General features: G+C 69.6%; 23 protein-coding genes. 20 read left to right on the top strand and 3 right to left on the bottom strand.

From position 1 onward, the window contains the following. Positions 1-52: 52 nt before the first annotated feature. The 11 genes from ABFJ78_RS22890 (at position 53) to ABFJ78_RS22840 (ending at position 11,002) form a co-directional block, all read left to right on the top strand. On the top strand, positions 53-841 hold the full coding sequence (locus ABFJ78_RS22890) for an MlaE family ABC transporter permease (RefSeq protein WP_086674213.1): 789 nt from the start codon (positions 53-55) through the stop codon (positions 839-841). After that, a complete protein-coding gene (locus ABFJ78_RS22885; protein WP_176175936.1) occupies positions 841-1,683 on the top strand; it encodes an MlaE family ABC transporter permease in 843 nt (280 codons plus the stop codon). The genes ABFJ78_RS22890 and ABFJ78_RS22885 overlap by 1 nt, the downstream gene beginning before the upstream one ends. Beyond that, positions 1,680-3,002, top strand: a complete 1,323-nt coding sequence (locus tag ABFJ78_RS22880; protein ID WP_436388361.1) for an MCE family protein — start codon at positions 1,680-1,682, stop codon at positions 3,000-3,002. Before ABFJ78_RS22885 ends, ABFJ78_RS22880 begins: the two co-directional genes overlap by 4 nt. Continuing rightward, on the top strand, positions 2,999-4,048 hold the full coding sequence (locus tag ABFJ78_RS22875) for an MCE family protein (RefSeq protein ID WP_436388360.1): 1,050 nt from the start codon (positions 2,999-3,001) through the stop codon (positions 4,046-4,048). Before ABFJ78_RS22880 ends, ABFJ78_RS22875 begins: the two co-directional genes overlap by 4 nt. Then, positions 4,045-5,076, top strand: a complete 1,032-nt coding sequence (locus ABFJ78_RS22870) for an MlaD family protein (protein WP_436388359.1) — start codon at positions 4,045-4,047, stop codon at positions 5,074-5,076. Before ABFJ78_RS22875 ends, ABFJ78_RS22870 begins: the two co-directional genes overlap by 4 nt. Then, positions 5,073-6,266: an MCE family protein gene (locus ABFJ78_RS22865; RefSeq protein ID WP_436388358.1), complete on the top strand. Its 1,194-nt coding sequence runs from the start codon at positions 5,073-5,075 to the stop codon at positions 6,264-6,266. The genes ABFJ78_RS22870 and ABFJ78_RS22865 overlap by 4 nt, the downstream gene beginning before the upstream one ends. Then, a complete protein-coding gene (locus ABFJ78_RS22860; protein WP_436388357.1) occupies positions 6,263-7,408 on the top strand; it encodes an MCE family protein in 1,146 nt (381 codons plus the stop codon). The genes ABFJ78_RS22865 and ABFJ78_RS22860 overlap by 4 nt, the downstream gene beginning before the upstream one ends. Continuing rightward, on the top strand, positions 7,405-8,640 hold the full coding sequence (locus ABFJ78_RS22855; protein WP_436388356.1) for an MCE family protein: 1,236 nt from the start codon (positions 7,405-7,407) through the stop codon (positions 8,638-8,640). Before ABFJ78_RS22860 ends, ABFJ78_RS22855 begins: the two co-directional genes overlap by 4 nt. An 11-nt stretch (positions 8,641-8,651) precedes the next feature. Continuing rightward, on the top strand, positions 8,652-9,119 hold the full coding sequence (locus tag ABFJ78_RS22850; RefSeq protein ID WP_436388355.1) for a hypothetical protein: 468 nt from the start codon (positions 8,652-8,654) through the stop codon (positions 9,117-9,119). Beyond that, positions 9,116-9,598 carry a hypothetical protein gene (locus ABFJ78_RS22845; protein ID WP_436388354.1) on the top strand — a complete coding sequence of 161 codons (483 nt, stop codon included), beginning with the start codon at positions 9,116-9,118 and terminating at the stop codon, positions 9,596-9,598. Before ABFJ78_RS22850 ends, ABFJ78_RS22845 begins: the two co-directional genes overlap by 4 nt. 177 nt (positions 9,599-9,775) lie before the next feature. Beyond that, entirely contained in the window at positions 9,776-11,002 is a 1,227-nt protein-coding gene (locus tag ABFJ78_RS22840) for a DUF222 domain-containing protein (RefSeq protein ID WP_436388353.1), read from the top strand. Positions 11,003-11,583: 581 nt separating this feature from the next. Here ABFJ78_RS22840 and ABFJ78_RS22835 read toward each other — a convergent pair. Then, positions 11,584-12,063 (bottom strand): hypothetical protein, encoded by a 480-nt coding sequence (locus tag ABFJ78_RS22835; protein WP_436388352.1) that lies wholly within the window; start codon positions 12,061-12,063, stop codon positions 11,584-11,586. 63 nt (positions 12,064-12,126) lie between these two features. On the opposite strand from ABFJ78_RS22835, the gene ABFJ78_RS22830 reads away from it, so the two are divergent. From ABFJ78_RS22830 to ABFJ78_RS22815, 4 genes are all read left to right on the top strand, one after another. Beyond that, positions 12,127-13,368, top strand: coding sequence for an aminotransferase class I/II-fold pyridoxal phosphate-dependent enzyme (locus ABFJ78_RS22830; RefSeq protein ID WP_436388351.1), 1,242 nt, complete (start codon positions 12,127-12,129; stop codon positions 13,366-13,368). A gap of 116 nt (positions 13,369-13,484) precedes the next feature. Next, positions 13,485-14,453, top strand: a complete 969-nt coding sequence (locus ABFJ78_RS22825) for a ferritin-like domain-containing protein (RefSeq protein ID WP_372668496.1) — start codon at positions 13,485-13,487, stop codon at positions 14,451-14,453. 67 nt (positions 14,454-14,520) lie between these two features. Then, positions 14,521-15,627 carry an FAD-dependent monooxygenase gene (locus tag ABFJ78_RS22820; protein WP_436388350.1) on the top strand — a complete coding sequence of 369 codons (1,107 nt, stop codon included), beginning with the start codon at positions 14,521-14,523 and terminating at the stop codon, positions 15,625-15,627. Next, positions 15,624-16,514, top strand: coding sequence for an aminoglycoside phosphotransferase family protein (locus ABFJ78_RS22815; protein WP_436388349.1), 891 nt, complete (start codon positions 15,624-15,626; stop codon positions 16,512-16,514). The genes ABFJ78_RS22820 and ABFJ78_RS22815 overlap by 4 nt, the downstream gene beginning before the upstream one ends. 1 nt (position 16,515) lies before the next feature. On the opposite strand, the gene ABFJ78_RS22810 is transcribed toward ABFJ78_RS22815, so the two are convergent. Next, positions 16,516-17,553 carry a LacI family DNA-binding transcriptional regulator gene (locus tag ABFJ78_RS22810; RefSeq protein ID WP_436388348.1) on the bottom strand — a complete coding sequence of 346 codons (1,038 nt, stop codon included), beginning with the start codon at positions 17,551-17,553 and terminating at the stop codon, positions 16,516-16,518. A gap of 221 nt (positions 17,554-17,774) precedes the next feature. On the opposite strand from ABFJ78_RS22810, the gene ABFJ78_RS22805 reads away from it, so the two are divergent. The 4 genes from ABFJ78_RS22805 to ABFJ78_RS22790 are packed head-to-tail and all read left to right on the top strand — an operon-like array spanning position 17,775 to position 22,263. Then, on the top strand, positions 17,775-19,058 hold the full coding sequence (locus ABFJ78_RS22805) for an ABC transporter substrate-binding protein (RefSeq protein WP_436388347.1): 1,284 nt from the start codon (positions 17,775-17,777) through the stop codon (positions 19,056-19,058). Continuing rightward, positions 19,058-19,990: a carbohydrate ABC transporter permease gene (locus ABFJ78_RS22800; protein WP_436388346.1), complete on the top strand. Its 933-nt coding sequence runs from the start codon at positions 19,058-19,060 to the stop codon at positions 19,988-19,990. Before ABFJ78_RS22805 ends, ABFJ78_RS22800 begins: the two co-directional genes overlap by 1 nt. Before the next feature lie 9 nt (positions 19,991-19,999). Continuing rightward, a complete protein-coding gene (locus ABFJ78_RS22795; protein ID WP_436388345.1) occupies positions 20,000-20,884 on the top strand; it encodes a carbohydrate ABC transporter permease in 885 nt (294 codons plus the stop codon). Positions 20,885-20,901: 17 nt separating this feature from the next. Continuing rightward, a complete protein-coding gene (locus ABFJ78_RS22790) occupies positions 20,902-22,263 on the top strand; it encodes a GH1 family beta-glucosidase (RefSeq protein WP_436388344.1) in 1,362 nt (453 codons plus the stop codon). Between the two features lie 3 nt (positions 22,264-22,266). Here ABFJ78_RS22790 and ABFJ78_RS22785 read toward each other — a convergent pair whose 3' ends face one another. Further along, positions 22,267-24,063: an AMP-dependent synthetase/ligase gene (locus ABFJ78_RS22785; protein WP_436388343.1), complete on the bottom strand. Its 1,797-nt coding sequence runs from the start codon at positions 24,061-24,063 to the stop codon at positions 22,267-22,269. 127 nt (positions 24,064-24,190) lie between these two features. Between ABFJ78_RS22785 and ABFJ78_RS22780 the strand changes: the two genes are divergently transcribed. Next, complete coding sequence (locus tag ABFJ78_RS22780; RefSeq protein ID WP_436388342.1) at positions 24,191-24,601, top strand: polyketide cyclase / dehydrase and lipid transport; 411 nt, start codon at positions 24,191-24,193, stop codon at positions 24,599-24,601. The last annotated feature ends 8 nt before the right edge of the window (positions 24,602-24,609 follow it).

Here is a 24,609-nt window from a genome sequence, read left to right as displayed (position 1 = left end):
CACCGGGTATGGAGAACACTCGGAGGTCAGCGACGACCTACTGGGAGGTGTGGTGAGCGAGAGCACGGGCACGCTCCCGGGAACCGCGGCCCTGACCCAGGTCGGCCGCCTCGCGACGCTCTCCTGGGAAGTCCTGCGCGCGATCTTCAAACGCCCGTTCCAGGCCCGCGAATGGATCCAGCAGTGCTGGTTCTTCGCCAGCGTCACGATCCTGCCGACCGCGCTGGTGGCCATCCCGTTCGGCGCGGTGATCGCGCTGCAGCTCGGTTCGCTGACCGCGCAGATCGGCGCGCAGTCGTTCACCGGCGCGGCCAGCGCGCTCGCCATCGTGCAGCAGGCCAGCCCGCTGATCACCGCGCTGCTCGTCGCGGGCGCCGGCGGCAGCGCGGTCTGCGCGGACATCGGCGCGCGCAAGATCCGCGAAGAGATCGACGCCATGGAGGTCCTCGGCGTCAACCCGATCCAGCGCCTGATCGTGCCGCGCGTGCTCGCCGCGATGGTCGTTTCGGTGCTGCTCAACGGCTTGGTCAGCGTCGTCGGCGTGCTCGGCGGCTACTTCTTCAACGTCGTCCTGCAGGGCGGGACGCCCGGCGCGTACCTGGCCAGCTTCAACGCCCTCGCCCAGGTGCCCGACCTGTGGGTCAGCGAGATCAAGGCGCTGCTGTACGGCTTCGTGGCCGGCGTCGTCGCGGCGTTCCGCGGGCTGAACCCGCCGCCCGGGCCGAAGGGCGTCGGCGACGCCGTCAACCAGGCCGTCGTCATCACGTTCCTGCTGCTGTTCCTCATCAACGTCGTGCTCACCGCGATCTACCTGCGGATCGTCCCGCCGAAGGCCATGTGATGACCGCCGTCGACACCGACCGGACGCTCGAGTACATCGCGCGCCCCGGCCAGAGCCTGGAAGGGCTCGGCAAGCAGCTCGCGTTCGCCGCGAAAGCGCTCGCCTGGTCGCCGCGCACGATCCGCCGCTACAGCCGGGAAACCCTGCGCCTGCTCACCGAAGTCTGCTTCGGCACCGGCGGCCTCGCCGTCATCGGCGGCACGCTCGGCGTCATGATCGGGATGACGCTCTTCACCGGCCTCATCGTGGGCCTGCAGGGCTATTCCGCGCTCAACCAGCTCGGCACGGCCGCGCTCACCGGGTTCATCTCCGCCTACTTCAACACCCGCGAAGTCGCACCGCTCTCAGCCGGCCTCGCGCTGAGCGCGACCGTCGGCTGCGGCTTCACCGCCCAGCTCGGCGCGATGCGGATTTCCGAGGAGATCGACGCGCTCGAAGTCATGGGCGTCCCGAGCATGCCGTACCTGGTGACGACGCGGGTGCTCGCCGGTGTCGCCGCGGTGATCCCGCTGTACGCGGTCGGTTTGCTGTCGAGCTACCTCGCGTCCCGGCAGATCACCATCTGGCTCTACGGCCAGTCCGCGGGCACCTACGACCACTACTTCACGCTGTTCTTGCCCCCCGGCGACGTCCTCTGGTCGTTCGGGAAGGTGATCGTCTTCAGCGTGCTCGTGATCCTGTCCCATTGCTACTACGGCTTCAACGCCAGCGGCGGCCCGGCGGGCGTCGGCGTCGCCGTGGGCCGCGCGGTGCGGACGTCGATCGTGCTGATCTCGGTGCTGGACTTCTTCCTGTCCCTCGCCATCTGGGGCGCGAACACGACGGTGAGGATCTCCGGATGAGGCGCGAGCTCTGGCAGCGGCTCCGGTACCAGGTGCTGGGGCTCGCCTTCCTGCTCGTGGCCGCGTTGTTCATCGCGTTCACGCTCGCCCTCTACAACAAGGCGTTCACGCCGGTGACGCTCGTGAAGCTGGAGACCGACCGCGTCGGCAGCCAGCTGCGCACGGGCGGCGACGTCAAGGTACGCGGCATGCTCGTCGGCGAAGTCCGCTCGGTGCTGGCGAAGGGCGACCACGCCGAGCTGGAGCTGGCCCTCGACCCGGACAAGACGCACGTCATCCCTCGAAACGTATCCGCGCGCTTGCTACCGAAGACGCTGTTCGGCGAGCGGTACGTCGCCCTGCAGCTGCCCGAGACGTCCGAGGGCCCGATCAAGGCCGGCGACGTCATCCCGCAGGACCGCAGCAGCGCGGCGATCGAGCTGCAGAAGGTCCTCGACGACGTGATGCCGCTGCTGCAGGCCGTCCAGCCGGAAAAGCTGGCGAGCACGCTGACGGCGGTGTCGACCGCGCTCGACGGCCGCGGCAAGCAGCTCGGCCAGACGCTTGTCCAGCTGAGCGACTACCTCGGCAAGCTGAACCCGTCGCTGCCGGACGTCAAGGCCGACATCACCGGGCTCGCCAACGTCGCGAACACCTACGACAAGGCGGCGCCGGACCTCCTGCAGGCGCTGTCGGACCTGACGACGACGAGCCGGACGATCGTCGACCAGCGCGCGCAGCTGACCGACCTCTACGCGACCGTCACCGCGGCTTCCGTGGACCTCACGAGCTTCCTGCAGGTCAACAAGGACAACCTGATCCGGCTCACCACGGCCGTCCAGCCGACGCTCGACGTCCTCGCGAAGTACGCGCCCGAGTACCCGTGCCTGATGCGGCAGCTCGCGGAGTCCGTGCCGCGCGCGGAGCTGGCGTTCGGCAAGGGCACCGCGCACCCCGAGGTCAGCCGGGTCACCATCGAGTTCGCCGCCAGCCGCGGGAAGTACCTCCCCGGCGTCGACGAGCCGAAGTACGACGACAAGCGCGGCCCGCGCTGCTACCCGAGCGTGCCGCATCCCGGGGTGTGGCCGCAGTACCCGCCGGACGGCGCGATCAAGGACGGCTCCACCAAGCCTCCGCCGCCGAAGTACCCGCCCGAGGAGCTGCCCGCCGGTGGTGGCGCCATCGGCGGCGACGGCACGATCGTCGGCTCGGCCTACGAGAACGACCTGATCGACCTGCTCGCCTCGCCCGCACTCGGCACCTCGCCGGGTGACGTGCCCGGCTGGGCCGGCCTGATCGTCGGGCCGCTCTACCGCGGGGCGGAGGTGGAGCTGAAGTGAGGAGTTTCGTCCCGTCGCTGATCAAGCTCGCGGTGTTCGCCGTCGTCACCGTGCTGCTCACCGGGGTCCTCGCGGCCACCATCGCGAACACGAACTTCGGCGAGACGTCGGGATACCTGGCGAAGTTCACCGACGCGTCCGGGCTCAAGGAAGGCGACGACGTCCGCATCGCCGGCGTCAAGGTCGGGCAGGTCGACACGATCGAGGTCGTCAGTGCAGTCAAAGCGGGGGAGCGGAACCTCGCCCAGGTCCGGTTCGACGTCGAGCACACCTACCGGCTGCCGGAGACGGTGACCGCGACCATCAAGTACCGCAACCTCGTCGGCCAGCGGTACCTCGCGCTCGGCACCGACGTCCCGGGGGACAAGGCGCTGCCGGACGGCGGCACGATCCCGCCGGAACGCACCAAACCCGCGTTGAACCTGACCGTGCTGTTCAACGGCTTCAAGCCGCTGTTCAAGGCGTTGAGCCCCAAGGATGTCAACCAGCTTTCGGCCGAGATCATCAGCGTCTTCCAGGGCGAAGGCGGCACGATCACCAGCCTGCTGCAGCACACCGCGTCGCTGACGACGGCGATCGCGAGCAAGGACCAGGTGATCGGCCAGGTCATCGCGAACCTCAACACCGTGCTCGGCACGGTCAACTCCCGCGGCCCGCAGCTCGGCGACCTCATCGAGCAGACGCAGAAGCTGGTCAGCGGGCTGGCCGAGCAGCGCAAGCCGATCGGCGACGCGGTCAGCGCGCTCGGCGACCTCGCCGTGTCCACGACGGGCCTGCTGGCCGATGCGCGTCCGGCGCTCAAGGACGACGTCGCGCAGCTCGGCGTGCTGTCGCAGAACCTCGGCGACTCCGGCGAACTCCTCAACCACCTGCTCGAGGTGCTGCCGGGCAACCTGCAGAAGTTCACCCGGACCCTGAGCTACGGCAGCTGGTTCAACTACTACCTGTGCGGGATCACCGGCACCATCGGCATTTCCTCGCTCGACATCACCGTGCCGATCGTCCCGCTTCCCGGCACCCAGCGCGCGGAGAGGTGTGGTCCGTGAAGCCGCTGAAGGATCGCAACCAGGCAGGCGTCGGCGCGGTCGCGCTCGTGCTGATCGTGCTCGTCACGGCCACGACGTACTTCTCCGACCAGCTCCCGTTCTTCGGCAACGGCACGACGTACTCGGCGTACTTCGGCGAGTCCGCCGGGCTGGCGCCGGACAACGAGGTCGAGGTCGCCGGGGTCAAGGTCGGCACGGTGTCGTCGGTTTCCCTGCGGGGAAAGCAGGTCCTGGTCCGGTTCCGCGTCAAGGACGTCCGGGTCGGCGACGCCACGACGGCGTCGATCGAAATCAAGACGCTGCTGGGGGAGAAGTACCTCGCGCTCGACCCGAAGGGCGACGGCGCGCAGGAGCCGGACTCGACGATCCCGCAGGCCCGCACGCGCACGCCGTTCCAGCTGCAGGACGCCTTCGAGCAGCTGTCGACGACGGTTGGCGACATCGACACCCAGCAGCTCGCGGACAGCTTCACCGCGTTGTCCGACAGCCTCAAGGACAGCCCGCAGTACCTGAAGGACACGCTGACCGGGTTGTCGTCGCTGGCCAAGACGGTGTCCTCACGCGACAGTGACCTGCACACGCTGCTGGCCAACACGAGCCAGGTGTCGAAGACGCTGTCCGACCGCAACGCCCAGCTGCAACGCGTGATCAGCGACGGAAACCTCTTACTGGGCGAGCTGCAGAACCGCAAGAAGGCGATCAACGCGCTGCTCACCGGCACCCAGCAGCTCTCGCAGCAGCTGACCGGACTCGTCCAGGACAACCGCGCGCAGCTCAAGCCCACGCTCGACAAGCTGGGGAAGGTGACCGACATCCTGCAGCGCAACCAGGGCAACCTCGACAAGAGCCTGCAGCTGATGGCGCCGTTCGCCCGCGTCGGCGCGAACGCGACCGGCAACGGCCGCTGGTTCGAGGGCTACCTGTGCGGGCTGCTGCCGCCGACCATCAACGCCGGCGTCGTGACCATCAACCCCGAAGGCTGCACCCCGCCGATCGCGGCGCCGAACCAGGGGGTGGGCGGCCGATGACCATCCGGACCTACCGCGGCCGCAGCCTGGTCACGTGGCTGGCGTTCGCCTGCGTGCTCGCGTTGGTGGTGACGGCCGGGCTGTGGCTGGTGTTCCGGGAATCCACCGGCACGAAGCTGTCCGCCTACTTCGGCAAGACCGTCGGGCTCTACGCGGGTTCGTCGGTGCGGGTGCTCGGCGTGCCGGTCGGGCAGGTCACCGACGTCACGCCGCAGGGCGACGCGGTGCGCGTGGACATGCGCGTCGACGACGTGTCACTGCCTGCCGACGTCGGCGCGGTCGTCGTCGCGCCGAGCCTGGTCAGCGACCGGTACGTCCAGCTGACTCCCGCGTACGACAGCGGTCCGGTCCTGGCTTCGGGGACGGTGCTGGCGAAGGACCGCACGGCGACACCGGTCGAACTGGACGACCTGTACTCGAGCCTGGACAAGCTGTCGACGGCACTGGGACCCAACGGCGCCAACAAGGACGGTGCCCTGTCAGACGTTCTGGACACCGCGGCGAACACGTTGAAGGGCAACGGCGCTTCGCTGAACTCGACGGTCGGACAGCTTGCCGAGCTGGCCAAGACCCTCGACGGCTCGAAGGACGACCTGTTCTCCACCGTGCAGAACCTGAACTCCTTCACCGGTGCACTCGCTCAGAGCGACCAGCAGCTCAACGAGTTCTACGGCCGCGTCGCCGACGTCAGCCAGTTCCTCGCGGCGGACTCTTCCGACGTCGGCGCCGCTTTGCAGTCGCTCGGCGGGGCGCTCGGCGACGTCCAGACGTTCGTCAACGACAACAAGGCAGCCCTGGAGTCCAATGTGGACAAGCTGGCGTCGCTGTCGAAGGTGCTGGTCGACCAGCGGGCCGCGCTCGCCGAAGTCCTCGACATCGCCCCGACCGGCGCGACGAACTTCATCAACTCCTACGACGCGGCGTCGGGCACGATCGCCGTCCGCGACAACCTCAACGAGCTGACCAACCCGCCGATCCTCACCGTGTGCCGGCTGATCAGCTCGTTCACGCCCAAGGAAGTGCCCGACACGCTCGGGAACATCTGCAAGCAGCTGGCGCCCGTCCTGGACGGCGCGTTGAAGCTGCCGACCATCCCGCAGGTGCTCAACTCGCTGCAGAACGGGACCCTCCCACCGCTGCCGCTCCCGCTGGTCGACGTCATGGAGCAGCTTTCGGGCGGTGCGAAGTGAAGCGGCTCGCGGGAGTGCTCGCCGGGGTGCTCGTGCTGGCGGCCTGCAGCGACGGCGGGTTCAACGGCCTCTACGGCACGCCGCTGCCGGGCGGCGCCGACGTCGGCGACCACCCGTACCACGTGACCGCGCTGTTCACCGACGTGCTCGACCTGGTGCCGCAGTCCAGCGTCAAGGTCAACGACGTCGCCGTCGGCCGGGTCGACAAGATTTCTTTGACGCCGGACACGCGGTCCGCGCTGGTCGCGATGACCGTAAACGGCGACATCGCGCTGCCCGCCAACGCGCGCGCCGAGCTGAAGCAGTCGTCACTGCTGGGGGAGAAGTTCGTCGAGCTGAGCGTGCCGACGGCCGAGCCGGCCACCGGTCACCTCGGCGACGGCGCGCAGATCCCGCTCGGGCGCACCAACCGCAACCCCGAAGTCGAGGAGGTGCTCGGCGCACTTTCGCTGCTGCTCAACGGCGGCGGCGTCGAGCAGATCCAGAAGATCAGCCACGAGCTGAACGACGCGTTGTCCGGCAACGAGCCGGAGATCCGCGCGCTCCTGTCGCGAGTGGACGAACTGGCGACCCAGCTCGACGGGCACCGCACCGAGATCCTCCGCGCGATCGACGGCCTCGGGAAGCTGTCGCAGACGTTGGCCGGCCAGACGCAGAACCTGACGAACGCGCTCGACAATCTCGCACCGGGCCTGAAGGTCGTCACCGACCAGCGCGACCAGCTCGTCGGGATGCTGAACGCGCTCAACACGCTGTCCGGCGTCGCCGTCGACACCGTGACGAAGAGCCGCGACCAGCTCGTCGCGAACCTCAAGGCGCTGCAGCCGACGCTGACGAAGCTCGGCGAAGCGGGTTCCAATCTGCCGAACGCGTTGCAGATCCTGCTGACGTACCCGTTCCCGGACTACGCGGGCAACGTGGTCAAGGGCGACTACGCGAACGTCGAGGCGAACGTGAACCTCGACCTCGACACGCTGATCTCGAACTTCACGAACTCGTCGCAACCGCCGATCGCGCTGCCGTCCGGGCAGCCTTCCACCATCGCGCCACCGCTGCCGTTGCCCGACCTCGGTTCGGTCCCGCAGTCCGCGGGGCCCGACCTGCTGGGCGGCCTGCTCGGCCTGATCGGCGGTGGCAAGTGACCACGCGCAAGATCCGGATCCAGCTGTTCGCGTTCGTCGTCATCGCCGTGGTGTCGGTCGTGTACGCCGGCGGCCACTACGCGGGGCTGGACCGGCTCTTCGGCAGCCGCGGTTACGTCGTCACGGCGCAGCTGACCGACTCCGGCGGCATCTTCGTCAACTCCGAAGTCGCCTACCGGGGGGTGACGGTCGGGCGGGTGACCGGGATGACGCTGACCGAGCACGGCGTCGACGTGGCGCTCGACATCGACGCGGGCGCCCCGGACATCCCGGCCGACGCGCACGCGCAGGTGGCGAACCGGTCGGCGGTGGGGGAGCAGTTCGTCGACCTCCTCCCGTTGCACGACGGCGGGCCCTATCTGAAGGACGGTTCGGTGATCACGGCGGACAAGACGTCGCTGCCGCCGTCGCCGGACACCGTGCTGTCGCATTTGGACGATCTGGTGGCGAGCGTGCACCCGGAGTCGCTGCGGACGGTCGTGGACGAGACGTACAACGCGTTCGCGGGCGCGGGGCCGGAACTGCAGCAGCTGCTGGACAGCACGGGTTCGCTGACCGCCGTCGCCGCGCAGTACGTCCCGCAGACGCAGGGGTTGCTGTCGAACTCGCGGGTGGTCCTGGACACGCAGCAGCGGCAGGCGGCGAACATCACCGACTTCGCCGCGGGTTTGAAGACGATCGCGGGTCAGCTCAAGAAGTCCGATCCGGACCTGCGGCGGGTGATCGCGGAAGCGCCGCAGCTGAGCCGGCAGATCAGCGACGTGCTCGCCGCGTCCGGCACCGACTTGGGTGTGCTGTTCGCGAACTTGCTCACCACGGCCCAAATCACGTCGTCCCGTCGCGACTCCCTCGAGGAACTGCTGGTGGCGTACCCGATCATCGGGGCGTTCTCGCCGTCGACGTCCCCGGACGGCACGGGCCATTTGGGTGTGGTGTTCAACTTCTTCGACCCGGCTTCGTGCACGAAGGGGTATGAGGGGACGAAGCAGCGTCCGGCGAACGATCTCACTGAGGGCCCGGTGAACATGAACGCGTACTGCGCCGAGCCGCCGGGCAGCCCGACCGGGGTGCGCGGGGCTCAGAACGCGCCTTACGCGGGTAAGCCGCCGGCCATCCCGGCTGCGCCTTCGCAGACTGCGTCTTCGCCTGCGCAGGCTCAGCTGCCGGGGATGTTGAGCCTGTTGACCGGTCCTTCTTCCGGGGGCCTCGGCCGGCTGTTGGGCGCGCCGTGAGAGTTCTCGTCGTGGCCGCGGTGCTTTCGGTTCTGGCAGCCGCGTTTTCGGGCTGGTCCTGGTGGCGGGCGGCCGCCGACGATTCCTTCGCTCGCGGCCGTGAGCGTGACGCGGTCCTGGCGGCGGCGGGCCCGGAACTGGTGACGCTGAACACGATCGACTACCGCTCGGCCGGCGCCGACGTGGACCGGTGGATCGCGGCTACGACGGGGCAGTACGGGAAGGATCTCGCCGGGGACCGCCAGGTGCAGATCGATCGGGCTTCCACCGCTCGCACGGTCTCTTCCGCGTCGCTGGTTCAGGCGGCGGTGACGGAGATCGATGTCGCCGCTGGTTCGGCCCGGCTGCTGGCAGTGCTGGACGTCCGGGTCTCGACGGGCGGATCGGTTGCTGCTCCTCGCCTGAACCGGTTGACTGTGGACGTTTCCCGTTCCCCTGACGGCTGGAAGATCTCGGGTGTGCAGGCGGCCGGGTCGTGACTCGGGTGTTGGCTGTCGTTGTGGCTCTTGCCTTGGGGTGCGCCGTCTGGTTCGGCATCGAGACGGCTTCGCTTTCTCCGGGGGACAACCAGGCCTTGGTGGATTCTGCTGGGACTGCTTCCGTTGCCGCTGAGGTCAGTGATGCCGTGAAGTCGGTTTTCTCCTACGACTACGCCAATCTGGATCGTACCGAGCGGGCGGCTTCTCAAGTTCTGGTGGGCGATGCGGTCCGTCAGTATCGGGACCAGTTCGCTTCGGCTCGTACGCGGGCTGTGGCCGAGAAGCTCGTGCGGACTACTACTGTTCGGGCTGTGGGTGTGCGGTCTTTGGTGGGGGATGATGCTTCGCTCTTGCTGTTCTTGGATCAGCAGACCGTTGGTCAGGGTGGGGGTGCGCCGTCCTCTTCCGTTGCTCAGCTTGGTGTTGTTGCCAAGCGGGTTGATGGTCGGTGGAAGCTTGCTTCTCTGACTGCTTTGTAGTGGGTCGGCTTTTCAAGATGACGGCTTCGCCGGGGCGTGGGAAATCGGCGCTTCTCATGGTCTTTCGCCGCTGGGTGCGAGAGCGCCGATTCCCCACGCGGCGGTGCCCCTGCCGGAGTTTTGTTCGGCACCTGATCGTGTGATGATCATGCGTTCGGGTTCGGCTAACCTTGTTGTATGGCAACGGAAGCGGTGTGGCAGACGGATGCGACGGTGCTGGCCGATCGCATCTGCGCGCTGCTCACCGTGGTGCGTTCCGCCGAGGCGGAGATCGGTGCGTTGCTGGCGGAAATCGAGTCCCGCGGGGTGATGGAGCTGTTCGGCTACCGCTCCGTCGCGCGGCTTCTCGAGCACCTGGCCGACATCCCGAAGTCCGCGGCCGAGACGATGGTCAAACGAGCCCGCTCCCTCCACCCCGGCCACCACCTCGACAGCGCCCCCGCCGTCGCGCCCGCGACCGCTGCTGCCGCCGCCGAGGGCCGGCTGAGCAACCCGATGATCGACACCATCGTCGGAGCGTTGACGCAGATCCCGCCGGAGCATCGCGAGGATGCCGAGCAGCACCTGCTGGGGTTGGCCGAGGACGCGGGCCACAAGCAGGTCGCCGCCCTGGGGGCGCGCATCATCGCCCACCTCGACCCCGACGGCCCCGAACCCGACACCGCCGAACCCGCGATCCCCGACCGTGAACTGTCCCTCCGCCGCAAAAGAACCGGAGTGTGGGAGCTGCACGGTCGTTTCGACGACGAAACGGGAACCCGGGCCAGCGCCCTGCTCGACGCGTTGGCCGAACGCCGCACCAGCACCGGCGAAGGCGCCGACCTGCGGTCGCCGCAGGAACGCTACGGCGACGCGTTCTCCGACGCCGTCGATCTGGCCCTCAACTCGCCAAGCCTGCCGATGCAGGCGGGCGAGCGAGCCCACGTGATGGTCGCGGTGCATTTGAAGGACTTGAAGTCCGGTCTCGGCGAGGCAACGCTGGGCGACACCGGCACGATGACGGCGGCCGAGGCCCGGGTCCACGCCTGCGACGCCATGATCATCCCCGCGGTGCTCGGCGAGAAAAGCGAACCTCTCAACCTGGGTCGCCTCCGCCGCTTGATCTCCGCGGGCCTGCGCCGAGCGCTCTACCTGCGAGATCGAGGCTGCGCCTTCCCCGGCTGCCACCGCCCACCGAGGCATTGCCAGGGCCACCACATCCACCACTGGTCCGAAGGCGGGGCAACAGACCTGACCAACCTGGTCCTGATGTGCGCCCACCACCACCGGCTACTGCACCGCTCAGGCTGGGAAGTCCGCATCGCCGCCGACGGTCTACCGGAGTTCCTGCCACCAGCGTTCTTGGACAGGGAACGAAAACCCAGGCGCAACAACTTGCATGACCCGCTGCCCTTCGCAGCGTGACAACCGAATACGGGAAAGGCCCGCAGCCAGACGGCTACGGGCCTACACCCACGTCCAGATCACAAACCCGCCCGAGCACCCACGACCCACGCCAACCGCTCATCCGGGAAGGCGCTCCGCCGAACACCGCAACTCCGGCCGCTGCTCCGTCTGAAGCCAATCAGACCCGCGTAGGAGAGCCCGCCACCCGCGAGCTGCTCTGAGGCGTAGCAGCTCCAATCGCCTCGCCAGGTCTCATCTTTCAAGGGTCGCGTTCGCCGCGCGCTAGGTGACCGTGCATCGGGCAGTCAACCCGGGCGCCGCGCCGATCTGCGCTGTCGGTTGCTCCGAGGCGTAGCAACTCCAAACCACCCCGCCAACCCACATCTTTCAAAGGGCCGCAATCGCCCCGCACAGGATGACCCTGCATCCGGCGCTCGCCGTCCGAGTCTGTATCTGCCGCCGGTTGCCTGCACCACGACGAATTCGGGCGAACTCCGCCCAGAAACCAGGGCGCCATCCCCGGCCGCAACGTCAAGCCCATCGCGACCCCCGCTGCCGAACCAACCGCCCCCCGAACCAGGTGAACCCACCCAACGCACCTATCCGTCCCAAACGGACGCGCCCTGCCTCAGCACCTCGACCCCCGACGGAGATGACACCGGCCACATCTCCACCACGTACCGGTAGTGCTCCCCGTACTCGTGGTCGTTCCAGTCGACCGATGGCGGCCCGGCCGGCACGTACGACACCCGCGCCCGGTACAACCCCGGCAACACCGAAAAGAACTTTTCCTGCGATGGGTAGTCCGCGGGCCCGGAAATCACCAGCCGGCCGCTCGGAACCGGAAGATCCGCTTCCACGACGTGCTCGGCCGACGAAGACAAAGCCGGCGGCGAGGACAGCAACTCCACCGACGACTCCACCAGATCCGACCGCGCCGTCGCGATCGCGATTCCGCCCGGCTCGGCCCCGATCCGGTGAGATTCGACCGCCGACGGCGTCCAGCCGCTGCCGTCCAGCCGGGAACCCGAGTCGCGCAACGAGAACTGGCGCTGGTCGGCGTGGACTACCAAATGCACACCTGCCACCCTAGCCAGGACCCGCCCCGAAATGGTATCGACGCCGGGTTTAGCGTTGACGGCATGACCACTGCTTCCGTCGACGTCGACACGGCCCGCCGCGACTACGCGGCCCTGGTCGACCGCGGCCTCTCCCTCGACATCACCCGCGGCAAGCCCTCCCCGGAGCAGCTCGATCTCGCGAACGGCCTGCTGACCCTCCCCGGTGACGGCTCCTTCAAGGCCGAGGACGGCACCGACGTGCGCAACTACGGCGGCCTCAAGGGCCTGCCCGAGCTGCGCCGCATCTTCGCCGGCGCGCTGCAGGTCCCGGTCGAGCAGCTGCTCGCCGCCGGCAACTCGAGCCTCGAGCTGATGCACGACGCCGTCGTTCAGGCGCTGCTGTCGAAGCTCCCCGGGGCCGAGCGCCGCTGGGCCGACGAGCCCGTCCTCAAGTTCCTCGCCCCCGTCCCGGGCTACGACCGCCACTTCGCGCTCACCGAGCGCTTCGGCATCGAGCTCGTCCCGGTCGCCATGACCGCCGAGGGCCCGGACATGGACGCCGTCGAGACGCTGGTCGCCGAGGACCCGGCCGTCAAGGGCATCTGGTGCGTCCCCAAGTACAGCAACCCCACCGGCGTCACGTTCAGTGACGACGTCGTGCGGCGGCTCGCCACCATGACCACCGCGGCGCCCGACTTCCGGATCTTCTGGGACAACGCCTACGCCGTGCACCACCTGACCGACGACGAGCCGGCGCTGGCCGACATCCTGGCCCTGGCCACCGAGGCCGGGAACGCCGACCGCGTGTTCGTCTTCGGCTCCACCTCGAAGATCACCTACGCCGGCGCCGGCGTGGGCTTCTTCGGCGCGTCCGAGGCCAACCTCGCCTGGTGGATCGGCAACATCGGCAAGCGCACCATCGGCCCGGACAAGGTCAACCAGCTTCGCCACGCCCTCTTCCTCAAGGACGAGGCCGGCGTCCGCGCCCACATGCGCAAGCACGCCGAGATCATCGGCCCGAAGTTCGAGGCCGTCGACCGCATCCTCACCGAGGAGCTGTCGGACCTCGCGTCCTGGACCAAGCCGACCGGCGGCTACTTCGTGTCGCTGACCGTGCCCGAGGGCACCGCGAAGGAGGTCGTGCGGCTGGCGAAGGAGGCCGGCGTCGCGCTGACCCCCGCCGGGGCGACCCACCCGCACGGTGCCGACCCGGCCGACGCCGTGATCCGGATCGCGCCGACCTTCCCGAAGCTCGCCGACGTCGAGGAGGCCGTCCGCGCGCTCGCCGTGTGCGTCCGGCTCGCCGCCGCGGAACGCGCCTGACCTGCACAAACAGAATCGGGAAGAACTTTTTCCCGATTTGACCGAGCCGGGGGCCGTCCGGGTACGTATGACCGTTGGGTGAGGTGGACGAACTCGTCACGAGAGGACGTCCCCCGGTGTTCGGAAAACGCTACACAGAGCAGCTCATCGAGCGCAGCGCGGAGAACGCGACCGACCGCCGCCGCTTCCTCAAGGCTGCGGGAGCGGCGGGACTCGGCGTCGCGGGCGCCGGTGCGCTCGGTACCGCGCTGTCGCTGGGCCTCGGCTCGGCGGGCGCGACTTCGCAGTACCCGGAGCAGAACGCGCAGGACGCCGCCGCCAGCGACGCCGCGGTGCTGAACTTCGCGCTCAACCTGGAGTACCTCGAGGCGAACCTGTACTCGTTCGCCGCCTACGGCTACGGGCTGAACGAGAAGTACGTCAACGGCGTCGGCAACCTCGGCAAGGTCTCCGGCGGGCACGCCGTCAAGTTCAAGAGCGAGCACACCAAGCAGATCGTCCAGGAGATCGCCGGCGACGAGGTCGCGCACGTGAACTTCCTGCGCAAGGCGCTCGACAAAGCCGCCGTCGCGCAGCCGGAGATCGACTTCCAGAACAGCTTCACCGCCGCGATGCAGGCGGCCGGGGTGATCAACGAGAAGCAGACCTTCGACCCGTTCGCCAGCGAGAACAACTTCCTGCTCGCCGCGTTCCTCTTCGAGGACGTCGGCGTGTCGGCCTACAAGGGCGCGGCGCCGCTGGTCAACAACAAGACGTTCCTCGACGCCGCGGCGGGCATCCTCGCGGTCGAGGCCTACCACGCGGGCATCGTGCGCGGACAGCTGTTCGAACGCGGCCTCGGCGACGTCACGAACAAGATCTCCGACGCCCGCGACAGCCTCGACGGCAAGGCGGACGACGACGAAGGCGTGCTCAAGGACGGCAAGGCGAACCTCGTCCCCGCGGACGCCAACGGCATCGCGTTCGGGCGTTCGGCCGACCGCGTCCTCAACATCGCCTACCTCAACCCGGACAAGGTGTCCTCGGGCGGCTTCTACCCCCGGGGCCTCAACGGCGACATCGCCACCAGTGGCGCCAAGGAGTGAGCGCCGCGTGCCGCCCTCACGGTAACGTCGTGAGCGGCGGCACGCGGAGTTCACGAGGGGGCGCGGAGTGCGGGTACTGGTCGCGGGTGGCGGGATTTCCGGCACGGTCACGGCGATGGCGCTGAAACTGGCCGGGCACGACCCGGTCGTCTTCGAGGCCTACGCGGCCGGCGGGGACGACATCGGCGCCTTCCTCACGATCATGCACAACGGCATGGACGCCCTGCGCGCGATCGGCGCCGACCAGCCGGTGATCGACAGCTCCTTCGCGGCGTACGGCGTCGAGCTGGTCGCCCCGACCGGGGAGACGGTCGGGCGGCGCGAGTTCGGCACCGAAGGCCTCGACGGGCCGCGCACGCTCACCCGCGCGACGCTTTACCGCGTCCTGCAAGAGGAAGCCGCGCGCCGGGGTGTCCCGATCGAGCGCGGCAAGCGCCTGGTGGGCGCGAAACCGGGCCCGGACGGGGTCACGGCCGAGTTCGCCGACGGCACCACCGAAACGGGTGACGTGTTGGTCGGCGCGGACGGGTTGCACTCGGTCGTCCGGCAGCTGATCGACCCGGCCGCCGACGCACCGCGCTACACCGGCCAGACCGTCGTCTGGGGCTACACGCGCGCGCCCGGGCTTCCGTCGGCGGCCGGGATCTACCGGATGGTCCGCGGCAGCAAGGCGGCCTTCGGCTTCACGACGGGCCCGGACGGCGCGACGTTCTGGTTCGCCCGCATCCCGGACGCCGAGCGCTCCCGCGAGGAGATCGCGGCCGTGACCCCGGCGGGATGGCGCGAATTCGCGCACACGGCGTTCGCCGGGGAACCGTTGCCCTGCGCGGACATCATCGCCGCCACCGGGGACGAGGTGTTCGGCGGCCACTCCTACGACTTCCCGCGGACGCGGATCTGGTCGACGCCGCAAATGGTGCTCGTCGGCGACGCCGCGCACGCCGCGGCCCCGGCCGACGCGCAGGGTGCGTCGATGGCGATCGAAGACGGCGTCGTCCTCGCGCAGTGCCTGCGCGACCTGCCGGACCCGGCGTCGGCTTTCGCGGCGTACGAAGGACTTCGCCGCGAGCGCGTCGAGAAGCTGGTGGCGTCGAGTTCGGGTCAGGACGTCGGCGAAAAGCCGGGCTGGGTCTACGAGCACCACATCGACTGGGCCGCGAAGGTCGCTTGGTGAGCACACTCGGTCCGCCGTCCCAGCGCATCACCGTCGACGCGGACCAGGTGCGCCGGCTCGTCGCCGAGCAGTTCCCGCGGTGGGCGGACCTCCCGGTGCGGCCGGTCGCGAACGGAGGCTGGGACAACCGGACCTTCCACCTCGGCGACGCGATGACCGCGCGGCTGCCCAGCGCGGCCGAATACGCGTTGGCGGTCGACAAGGAACAGCGCTGGCTGCCCGTGCTCGCGCCGCTTTTGCCGTTGCCGATCCCCGTCCCGCTGGCGGAAGGCCGGCCCGGCGCGGACTACCCCTTCGCGTGGTCGATCCACCCGTGGCTGGCCGGCGAGCCCGCGCGGCTTGAGCGCGTCGCCGACCCCGTCGGGTTCACGGCCGACCTGGCCGGGTTCCTGGCGGCGCTGCGGAGCATCGACACCGACGGCGCGCCCCGGCCGGGCAAGCACAACTGGTTCCGCGGCGGCACCCTGCGGACGTTCGACGACCTGGTCCGGCGTTCGCTCGACGGCCAGGACTGGGCCCGCGAGGTCTGGCAGACCGCGTTGGACGCCCACTGGGACGGCGTGGAGAGCTGGTTCCACGGCGACGTCGCCGAGGGAAACCTCCTGCTCGCCGACGGGGAATTGGCGGCGGTCATCGACTTCGGGACGTGCGGGGTGGGCGATCCGGCCTGCGACCTGGCGATCGCGTGGACGCTGCTGACCGGCGACGGCCGGCGGACGTTCCGCGAGCGCCTCGCCGTCGACGACGCGGAGTGGGCCCGCGGCCGTGGCTGGGCGCTCTGGAAGGCGCTCGGCACCTATGCCCGCACCCGGGGCCGCGACGACCGCGAGGCCACCGAAGCGCGGCGCGTCCTTGGCGAAATCCGCGCGGAGTACCTCAAGAGCTGACTCACGCCCCGCAGGAGTCGCGGACCACCAGCTTCGTCGGCAGCCGCACCGGGTCCGGGGCCACACCCGTGTCGATCATCGCCAGCAGCGCGCCCGCCGCCGCCGTGCCGAAGCCCGGTTTGTCCTGGGCCACCGTCGTCAGCGCCGGGTCCACCAGGGACGCCACCTCGATGTCGTCGAACCCCACCACCGCCAGGTCGTCCGGCACCCGCAACCCCGCCGCGCGGGCCGCCAGCAGGGCGCCGACCGCCATCTCGTCGCTGGCCGCGAACACCGCCGTCGGCGGGTCCTTGCGGGCCAGCAGCCGACGCATCCCGACGAACCCGCTCTCGCGGTAGAAGTCCCCGGTGACCACGTAGTCCTCGCGTGCAGCCAGCCCGGCATCGGCCAGACCGCGCAGGTAGCCGTCGGTGCGGGCGGCCGCCGGGGCGTTGCCGCGCGGGCCGGTGATCGTCGCGATCCGCCGGTGCCCGAGCGCGGCCAGGTGGCGGACGGCCTCCGCCGCGCCCGCGGCGTTGTCCGACGTCACGTAGGTCGCCCGCGGCCCGGACAGCGCCACGTCCACCGCGACGCACGGCAACCCGGACTGGGCGAACGTGCCGAACGCGTCGGCGTCCGTCCCGCTGTCGATCAGCACCAGCCCGGCCAGGTGGTGCCGGCGGGTCATGCTCACGTACGCGACCGGGTCGGCCAGCGACACGCCGGGGTTGCGGTCGCGGGCGTCGTCGCTCGTCGCGAGCAGCAGCAGGTGGTAGCCGTGCGAGCTGAGCGCGGACTTGAGGCCCAGCAACAGGTCCTGCAGGAACGGGTGCCGCCAGCCGGGCCGCCGGTGGTCGGTGTCCCAGACCAGCCCGACCATCGCCGAGCGCTGCCGCGACAGCGCCCGCGCCGACTCGTTCGGCGAGAAGTCGAGTTCCCGGGCGACGCGCTCGACGTGCTCGCGCGTCGTCGCGCTGACCGTGGCGGGGCGGTTGAACACCCGCGACACGGTCGCGACCGAAACCCCGCAGAGCTGGGCGATCTCGCGGGCGGTGACCATCCTGACCTCCACTGCTGCTTTTCGGGGGTTCGGGTGGCGGAGCCCCCGACCGAGGCGAAGCCTCGAATGGCGCAGCTGTAACCGGTTACATTGTTAGCACATGATCTCTGACAGGGTAAATGCCGAGCTGCGTTACTATTTCGTTACTTGACGGATGACCACTGGGAGCGCTCTCATGGGTCCCGCGTTTTCCGACCGGCCCGCAGAACAACGGAGATCTCATGCGCCCGAAAACGACAACCCGACGGACCCGCCTGATCGCCGTGGCGGGCGCTGTCCTGGCCGCGGTCACCGCGTTGAGCGCCTGCGGGAGCAGCGACGCCGGCGGTGGCGGGAAGGTCAAGCTCAGCCTCGGCCTCTTCGGCAACTTCGGCTACACCGACCTGATCAAGGAGTACCAGGCCGCGCACCCGGACATCGAGATCACCGAGCGGACCGCGTCCTACTCCGACCACCACAAGAACCTCGCCGCGCACCTGGCCACCGGCGGCGGCGCCGCGGACATCGAGGCGATCGACACCGGGTACGTCGCCCAGTTCAAGGCGAACCCGGACAAGTTCGTCGACCTCAACACCGTCGGCGGCGACAAGCTCAAGGACCGCTGGCTGGGCTGGAAGTGGGCGGCTTCGCTCGGCAAGGGCGGGCAGCAGATCGGCTACGGCACCGACGTCGGCGGCCTGGCCATCTGCTACCGCCGCGACCTGTTCGAGAAGGCCCAGCTGCCCGCCGACCGCGACGCCGTCTCCGCGCTCTGGCCCACCTGGCAGGCGTTCTTCGAGACCGGCAAGCGCTTCCAGGCCAAGGCGCCGAACGGCGTCAAGTTCATGGACGGCGGCCCGACCGTGCTCAACGCGATCTTCGGCCAGGCGCCCGTGGGTTACTACGACCAGAACGACCAGCTCGTGGTCGGCAGCAACCCCGCGCTGCGCACCGGCTGGGACCAGGTCGTCGACGCCGTCAAGGCAAACCTCTCCGCCGGCCTGCTCTACAGCACGCCGACCTGGAACACCGGGTTCACCCAGGGCCAGTTCGCCACCGTCACCTGCCCGGCCTGGATGATGACCAAGATCAAGGACCAGGCGCCGGACACCGCCGGCAAGTGGGACGTCGCGACCGTGCCCGGCGGGGGCGGCAACTGGGGCGGCTCGTACCTGACCGTGCCGAAGCAGGGCAAGCACACCAAGGAAGCCGCCGAGCTCGCCGCCTGGCTGACCGCGCCCGAGCAGCAGGCGAAGGTCTTCACCAGCCAGGGCCTGCTGCCCTCGACGCCGTCGCTCTACGACGACCCGAAGATCACCGGCTACACCAACCCGTTCTTCAACAACGCCCCCGTGGGCAAGCTCTTCACCGACGCGGCCAAGAAGCTGAACCCGCAGTACCAGGGCCCGAAGGCCGGTGACGTGCAGACCGAGTTCGGCAACGCGATGCAGCGCGTGGAGCAGGGCAAGCAGGACGGCGCGGCGGCGTGGCAGCAGCTCGTGGACGACGTCAAGAAGATCAAGTAATGGCACTGAAGGAAACGCTGAGCTGGGCCGACCGGCGGCACAAGTGGGACGTCAAGCTGTCGCCGTTCGGCTTCATCAGCCCGTACTTCCTCATCTTCGGCGTCTTCGGGCTGTTCCCGTTGCTGTACACGGCTTTCGTGTCGCTGCAGGACCGGAACCTGCTCGACGCCGAGGGCGCGACGTTCATCGGGTTCGGCAACTACCGGCAGCTGCTGTTCCACGACCCGTACTTCTGGAACGCGATGGGGAACACGGTCAGCCTGTGGCTGCTGACCACGATCCCGCAGATCCTGTTCGCGCTCGGCATCGCGCACCTGCTCAACCGCAGGCTGCGCGGGCGGACGCTGTTCCGGATGGGGATGATCCTGCCGAACATCACCTCGGTGGCGGCGGTGACGATCATCTTCGCGCAGCTGTTCGGCCGGGACTTCGGCCTGGTGAACTGGGTGCTGAGCTGGTTCGGCGCCGGCCAGGTCGACTGGCAGGCCGGCACCGCCAGCTCGCACACCGCCATCGCGGCGATGGTGGTGTGGCGCTGGACCGGCTACCACGCGCTGATCTTCCTGGCGTCGATGCAGGCGATCCCGTCGAGCATGTACGAGGCCGCGACGCTCGACGGCGCCCGCGGGTGGCAGCAGTTCTGGCGGATCACCGTCCCGCTGCTGCGGCCGCAGATCATCTTCTCCACGGTGATCGCGACGACCGGGAACATGCGGCTGCTGGCCGAGCCGCTGCTGTTCAACCCCGGCACGGCGGCCGCCACCGGTGGCTCGGACCGGCAGTTCCAGACCGCCGCGCTCTACCTCTACGAGCAGGGCTTCACCAAGTACGACTTCGGCTACAGCTCGGCGATCGCGCTGATCCTGGCCGTGGCCACGATGCTCGTCGCGGGCCTGTCGTACCTGGTGACCCGGCGCATCCAAACGGACTGAGGAGCGGACATGACCACCGTGCTGACCCCGGCGGCACCCGCGCCGCCGGCGGTACCCGGGCGGGCCCGGCGCATCGCGCGCCGGGTCGCGAGCCCGTGGACCTACGCCGCGCTGATCGCGATCCTGGCCGGTTCGGCGTTCCCCGTGTACTGGTCGTTCGTCGTCTCCTCGCAGACGACGGAGGCGGTCGGGAGCGTGCCGCCGGTGCTCGTCCCCGGCGGGCACCTGTTCGAGAACATCGCGCGTGTCTTCGACGAGACGGACTTCGCGCTGGCGCTGGGGAACTCGCTGATCGTGGCGGGCACGATCACCGTGTCCGTCGTGCTGTTCTCGACGCTGGCCGGGTTCGCCTTCGCCAAGCTGCGCTTCCGCGGGCGGACCCTGCTGCTGCTCATCGTCGTCGCCACCCAGGCGATCCCGACCGAGCTCGGCGTCGTGCCGCTGTACATGATGATGGCCGACTTCGGCTGGGCCGGGCAGCTGCAGGCGGTCATCGTGCCGGGCCTGGTCACCGCGTTCGGCGTGTTCTTCATGCGCCAGTACTTCGAACGCGCGCTGCCGCTGGAGCTGCTGGAGGCCGGGCGGATGGACGGCTGCGGCTCGCTGCGGCTGTTCTGGCACGTCGCGCTGCCGGCGGCCCGCCCGGCCGCGGCGGTGCTCGGGCTGTTCACGTTCATGCAGGCGTGGAACGACTTCTTCTGGCCACTGGTCGTGCTGGTGCCGGAGAACCCGACCGTCCAAACCGCACTGTCCACTCTGGCCAGTGGGTACACCACCGACTACACGCTCGTGCTCACCGCCGCGACCATCGGCACCGTCCCCGTCCTGCTCGTGTTCCTGCTGTTCGGCCGCCAGATCGTCGGCGGCATCATGCAGGGCGCGCTCAAGGGCTGACCCCTCCGGAGCTCACTGTGACCACCAGTTTCCCGCCCGGCTTCCGCTGGGGCGTCGCGACCTCGGCGTTCCAGATCGAGGGCGCCACCACCGCGGACGGCCGCGGACCGTCCATTTGGGACACCTTCGCCGGGGTGCCCGGCGCGGTGGCCGGTGGCGACACCGGCGAGCCGGCGGCGGACCACTACCACCGCTGGCGCGACGACCTCGCCCTGCTCCGCGAACTGGGTGTCGACTCGTACCGGTTTTCGGTGTCCTGGCCGCGCGTCCAACCGGACGGGCGCCGCTTCGAGCGTCGCGGCCTCGGCTTCTACCGGCGGCTCGTGGAGGCGTTGCGGGAGCAGGGGATCGAGCCGTTCCTGACGCTGTACCACTGGGATCTGCCGCAGGCGCTGGAAGACGAAGGGGGCTGGCGGTCCCGGGACACGGCGCACCGGTTCGCCGAGTACGCGGCGCTGGTGCACGAGGAGCTGGGCGACGTCGTCGACCACTGGACGACGCTGAACGAGCCGTACCCGTGCGCGGTCGCGGGCTACGGCGAAGGCCGCCACGCACCGGGCGCGCGCGAGGGGCACGGCGCGCTCGCCGCCGCCCACCACCTGCTGCTCGGGCACGGCCTGGCCGTCGGAGCGATGCGAGGGCAGGCGACGCCGCAGCACCAGTTCGGGATCGTGCTCAACCAGTCGCCGGTGGTCCCGGCGTCGGACTCGGCGGCGGACGCCGCGGCGGCGGCCCGCCAGGACACGCTGCTGCGCCGCCAGTTCACCGACCCGCTGTTCGGCGGCCGGTACGCCCCGGGCCTGGCGGCGATGTTCAGCGGCGTCTCGGACTTCTCGTTCCGCCTCGACGGCGACCTCGAGACGATCGGCGCGCCGCTGGACTACCTGGGCGTCAACTACTACTACCGGCTGCACGTGGCGGACGCCCCGCACCGCGAGCCCGACCCGGCGCAGCGCACGGTGACCGACATCGGGGTGGACACGACGCGCCTACCGGACGTCCCGCGCACGGGCATGGGCTGGCCGGTGGAGCCGGAGGGGCTCACGGAAGCGTTGGTGGGCCTGCACAACCGCTACCCGGGGCTGCCCCCGATGTACGTGACGGAGAACGGCTGCGTGTACGCGGACCGGAGTGACTTCGCGGACTACGAGCGGATCACGTTCCTGAACGAGCACATCGAGGCGGCCCGCACGGCCGCGGCGGCGGGGGTCGACCTGCGGGGGTACTTCTGCTGGTCGCTGCTGGACAACTTCGAGTGGGCCCACGGGTACAAGCACCGGTTCGGGCTGGTCCACGTCGACTACGCGACCCAGCAACGCACCCCGCGCGCGAGTTTCCGCTGGTACCGCGACTTCGTCGCGGCCCAGCGGCTCGAGTGACGCTTACTTCTTGTAGAGGCCTTCGATGTCGTTCGCGTAGTTCTTCGAGACCACGTTCCGCTTCAGCTTCAGGCTCGGCGTGATCTCCCCGCCGGCCTCGGTGAAGTCGTTGGCCAGCACCGTGAACTTCTTGATCGCCTCGGCCTTGGACACCATCTTGTTCGCCTCGTCGACCGCGGCCTGGATCTCCGCGAGGAGGTCCGGGTCGGCGGCCAAGTCGGCCACCGTGGCCGAAGCGGGCTTGCCGTGCTGGGACTTCCACGACGGGAAGTACTCCTCGTCCACCGTCACCAGCGCGGCGATGAACGGGCGCTGGTCGCCGACCACCATCGCCTGGCTGACCAGCGGGGCCGCCTTGATCGTGTCCTCGAGGCCGGACGGGGCGACGTTCTTGCCGCCCGCCGTCACGATGATCTCCTTCTTGCGGCCGGTGATCTTCAGGAACCCGTCGGAGTCCAGCTCGCCCAGGTCGCCGGTGTGGAACCAGCCGTCGGTGAGCGCTTCCTTCGTCGCCTCGGGGTTGTTGTAGTACGCCCGGAACACGACGTCGCCCTTGAGCAGCACCTCGCCGTCGTCGGCGATGCGGACCGAGGTGCCGTTGACCGGCTTGCCGACCGTGCCGACGCGGAACGCCGTCTGCGTGTTGACGTTCGCCGCCGCGGACGTCTCGGTCAGGCCGTAGCCCTCGAACACCGGGACGCCGATGCCGCGGAAGAAGTGGGCCAGCCGCGCGCCGAGCGGGGCGCCGCCCGACACCGCCGCGACGCACCGGCCGCCGAGGGCCGCGCGCAGCTTGCCGTAGACGAGCTTGTCGAACGCCAGGTGCTTGAGCTTCAACGCGAACCCGGCGCCGCCGGTGTCCTGCGCCTGGCTGTACTCGACCGCGACCGCCTCGGCGGCGTCGAAGATCTTGCCCTTGCCGTCGCCGTGGGCCTTCTGCTTCGCCGAGTTGTAGACCTTCTCGAACACGCGTGGCACCGCGACGACGAACGTCGGCCGGAACGTGCCCAGGTCGGCGACCAGGTTCTTGACGTCGGGGGTGTGCCCGAGGGTGACGCGGGCGGTGAGCGCGGTCACGGCGATCGCGCGGGCCAGCACGTGCGCCAGCGGCAGGAAGACCAGCAGCGAGTTGCCCTGCTCCATCAGCTGCGGGAACGCCTCGATGTCCGCGCGGATCTCGGCCAGCAGGTTGCGGTGGGTCAGCTCGACGCCCTTCGGGCGGCCGGTCGTGCCCGAGGTGTAGACGATGGTGGCGAGCTCGTCGGCGCTGACCTCGCGGCGGCGCTCGTGCAGCTCGTCGTCGGACAGCGAAGCGCCCAGCGCGGCCAGCTCTTCGACGGCGGGGGAGTCGCCCTCGATCTGCCACGTGTTGTCCAGCTCGGTGAGCCGGTCCCGGATCTCGTTGACCGCGCCGGCGTGGGCGTTCGTCTCGACGAACACGCCCTTCGCGGCCGAGTCGGACAGGATCCAGTACACCTGCTCGGGCGAGGACGTGTCGTAGATCGGCACGGTCACCGCGCCCGCCGCCCAGATCGCGAAGTCGATCAGCGTCCACTCGTAGCGGGTCTTCGACATGATCGCGACCCGGTCGCCGCGGCCGATCCCGGCCTTGGCCATGCCCTTGGCCACGGCCAGCACCTGGCCGGCGAACTCCTTGGCGGTGACGTCCAGCCAGGTTCCGTCGACCTGGCGGCGGAAGCTCACCACGTCCGAGAACCGCTCGGCGTTCGCCCAGACGACATCGGACATGTTCTCGTCGTCGGCCACCGGCTTCCCGGCGGGAGCGCTGTATTCGCGCACGTGGACCTCCGTGTTCAACGCGTGCGGTGGGCGACACCGCTGTTACCCGCCAGTCAACTTAGCGTGGTGAGCACCTTAAGACCATGCTGATCGACCCTGCACGGCGAGGGCGTGACATTCTTCGCACGTGAACGCACCGCCCGCCATCGACGTCGTCGACGAGACGTTCCTCGCGGTCCCGCCGTCCACCGTGGCCGCCGTCTTCGCCGATCCCGGATCGTGGACGCGCTACTGGCCCGACCTGGTCCTGGAGGTCTACACCGACCGGGGCGACAAGGGCCTGCGCTGGACCGTGCGCGGCGCGCTCGTCGGTACGATGGAGGTCTGGCTCGAGCCGGTGCTCGACGGCACCCTGCTGCACTACTTCCTGCGGGCGACGCCTGCTGATGCGGCCGGGGCGCCTCGTGCGCTGGCGCCGCGCGACCTGCGCCGGGAGTTCGACCGGCGGGCCCGCGCGGCGAAGGGGATCGCACTCGGGCTCAAGGAGATCCTGGAGGACGGGCGCGAGCCCGGCGTTCCTCCGCGAACGGAGAGCTAGGGGGCCAG

The sequence above is a fragment of the Amycolatopsis sp. MEPSY49 genome (assembly GCF_051337345.1).
In the GTDB taxonomy this organism is placed as follows: domain Bacteria; phylum Actinomycetota; class Actinomycetes; order Mycobacteriales; family Pseudonocardiaceae; genus Amycolatopsis.
The sequence above is the reverse complement of the archived record's forward strand: the minus strand, read 5'-3'. Positions and strand labels throughout refer to the sequence as shown.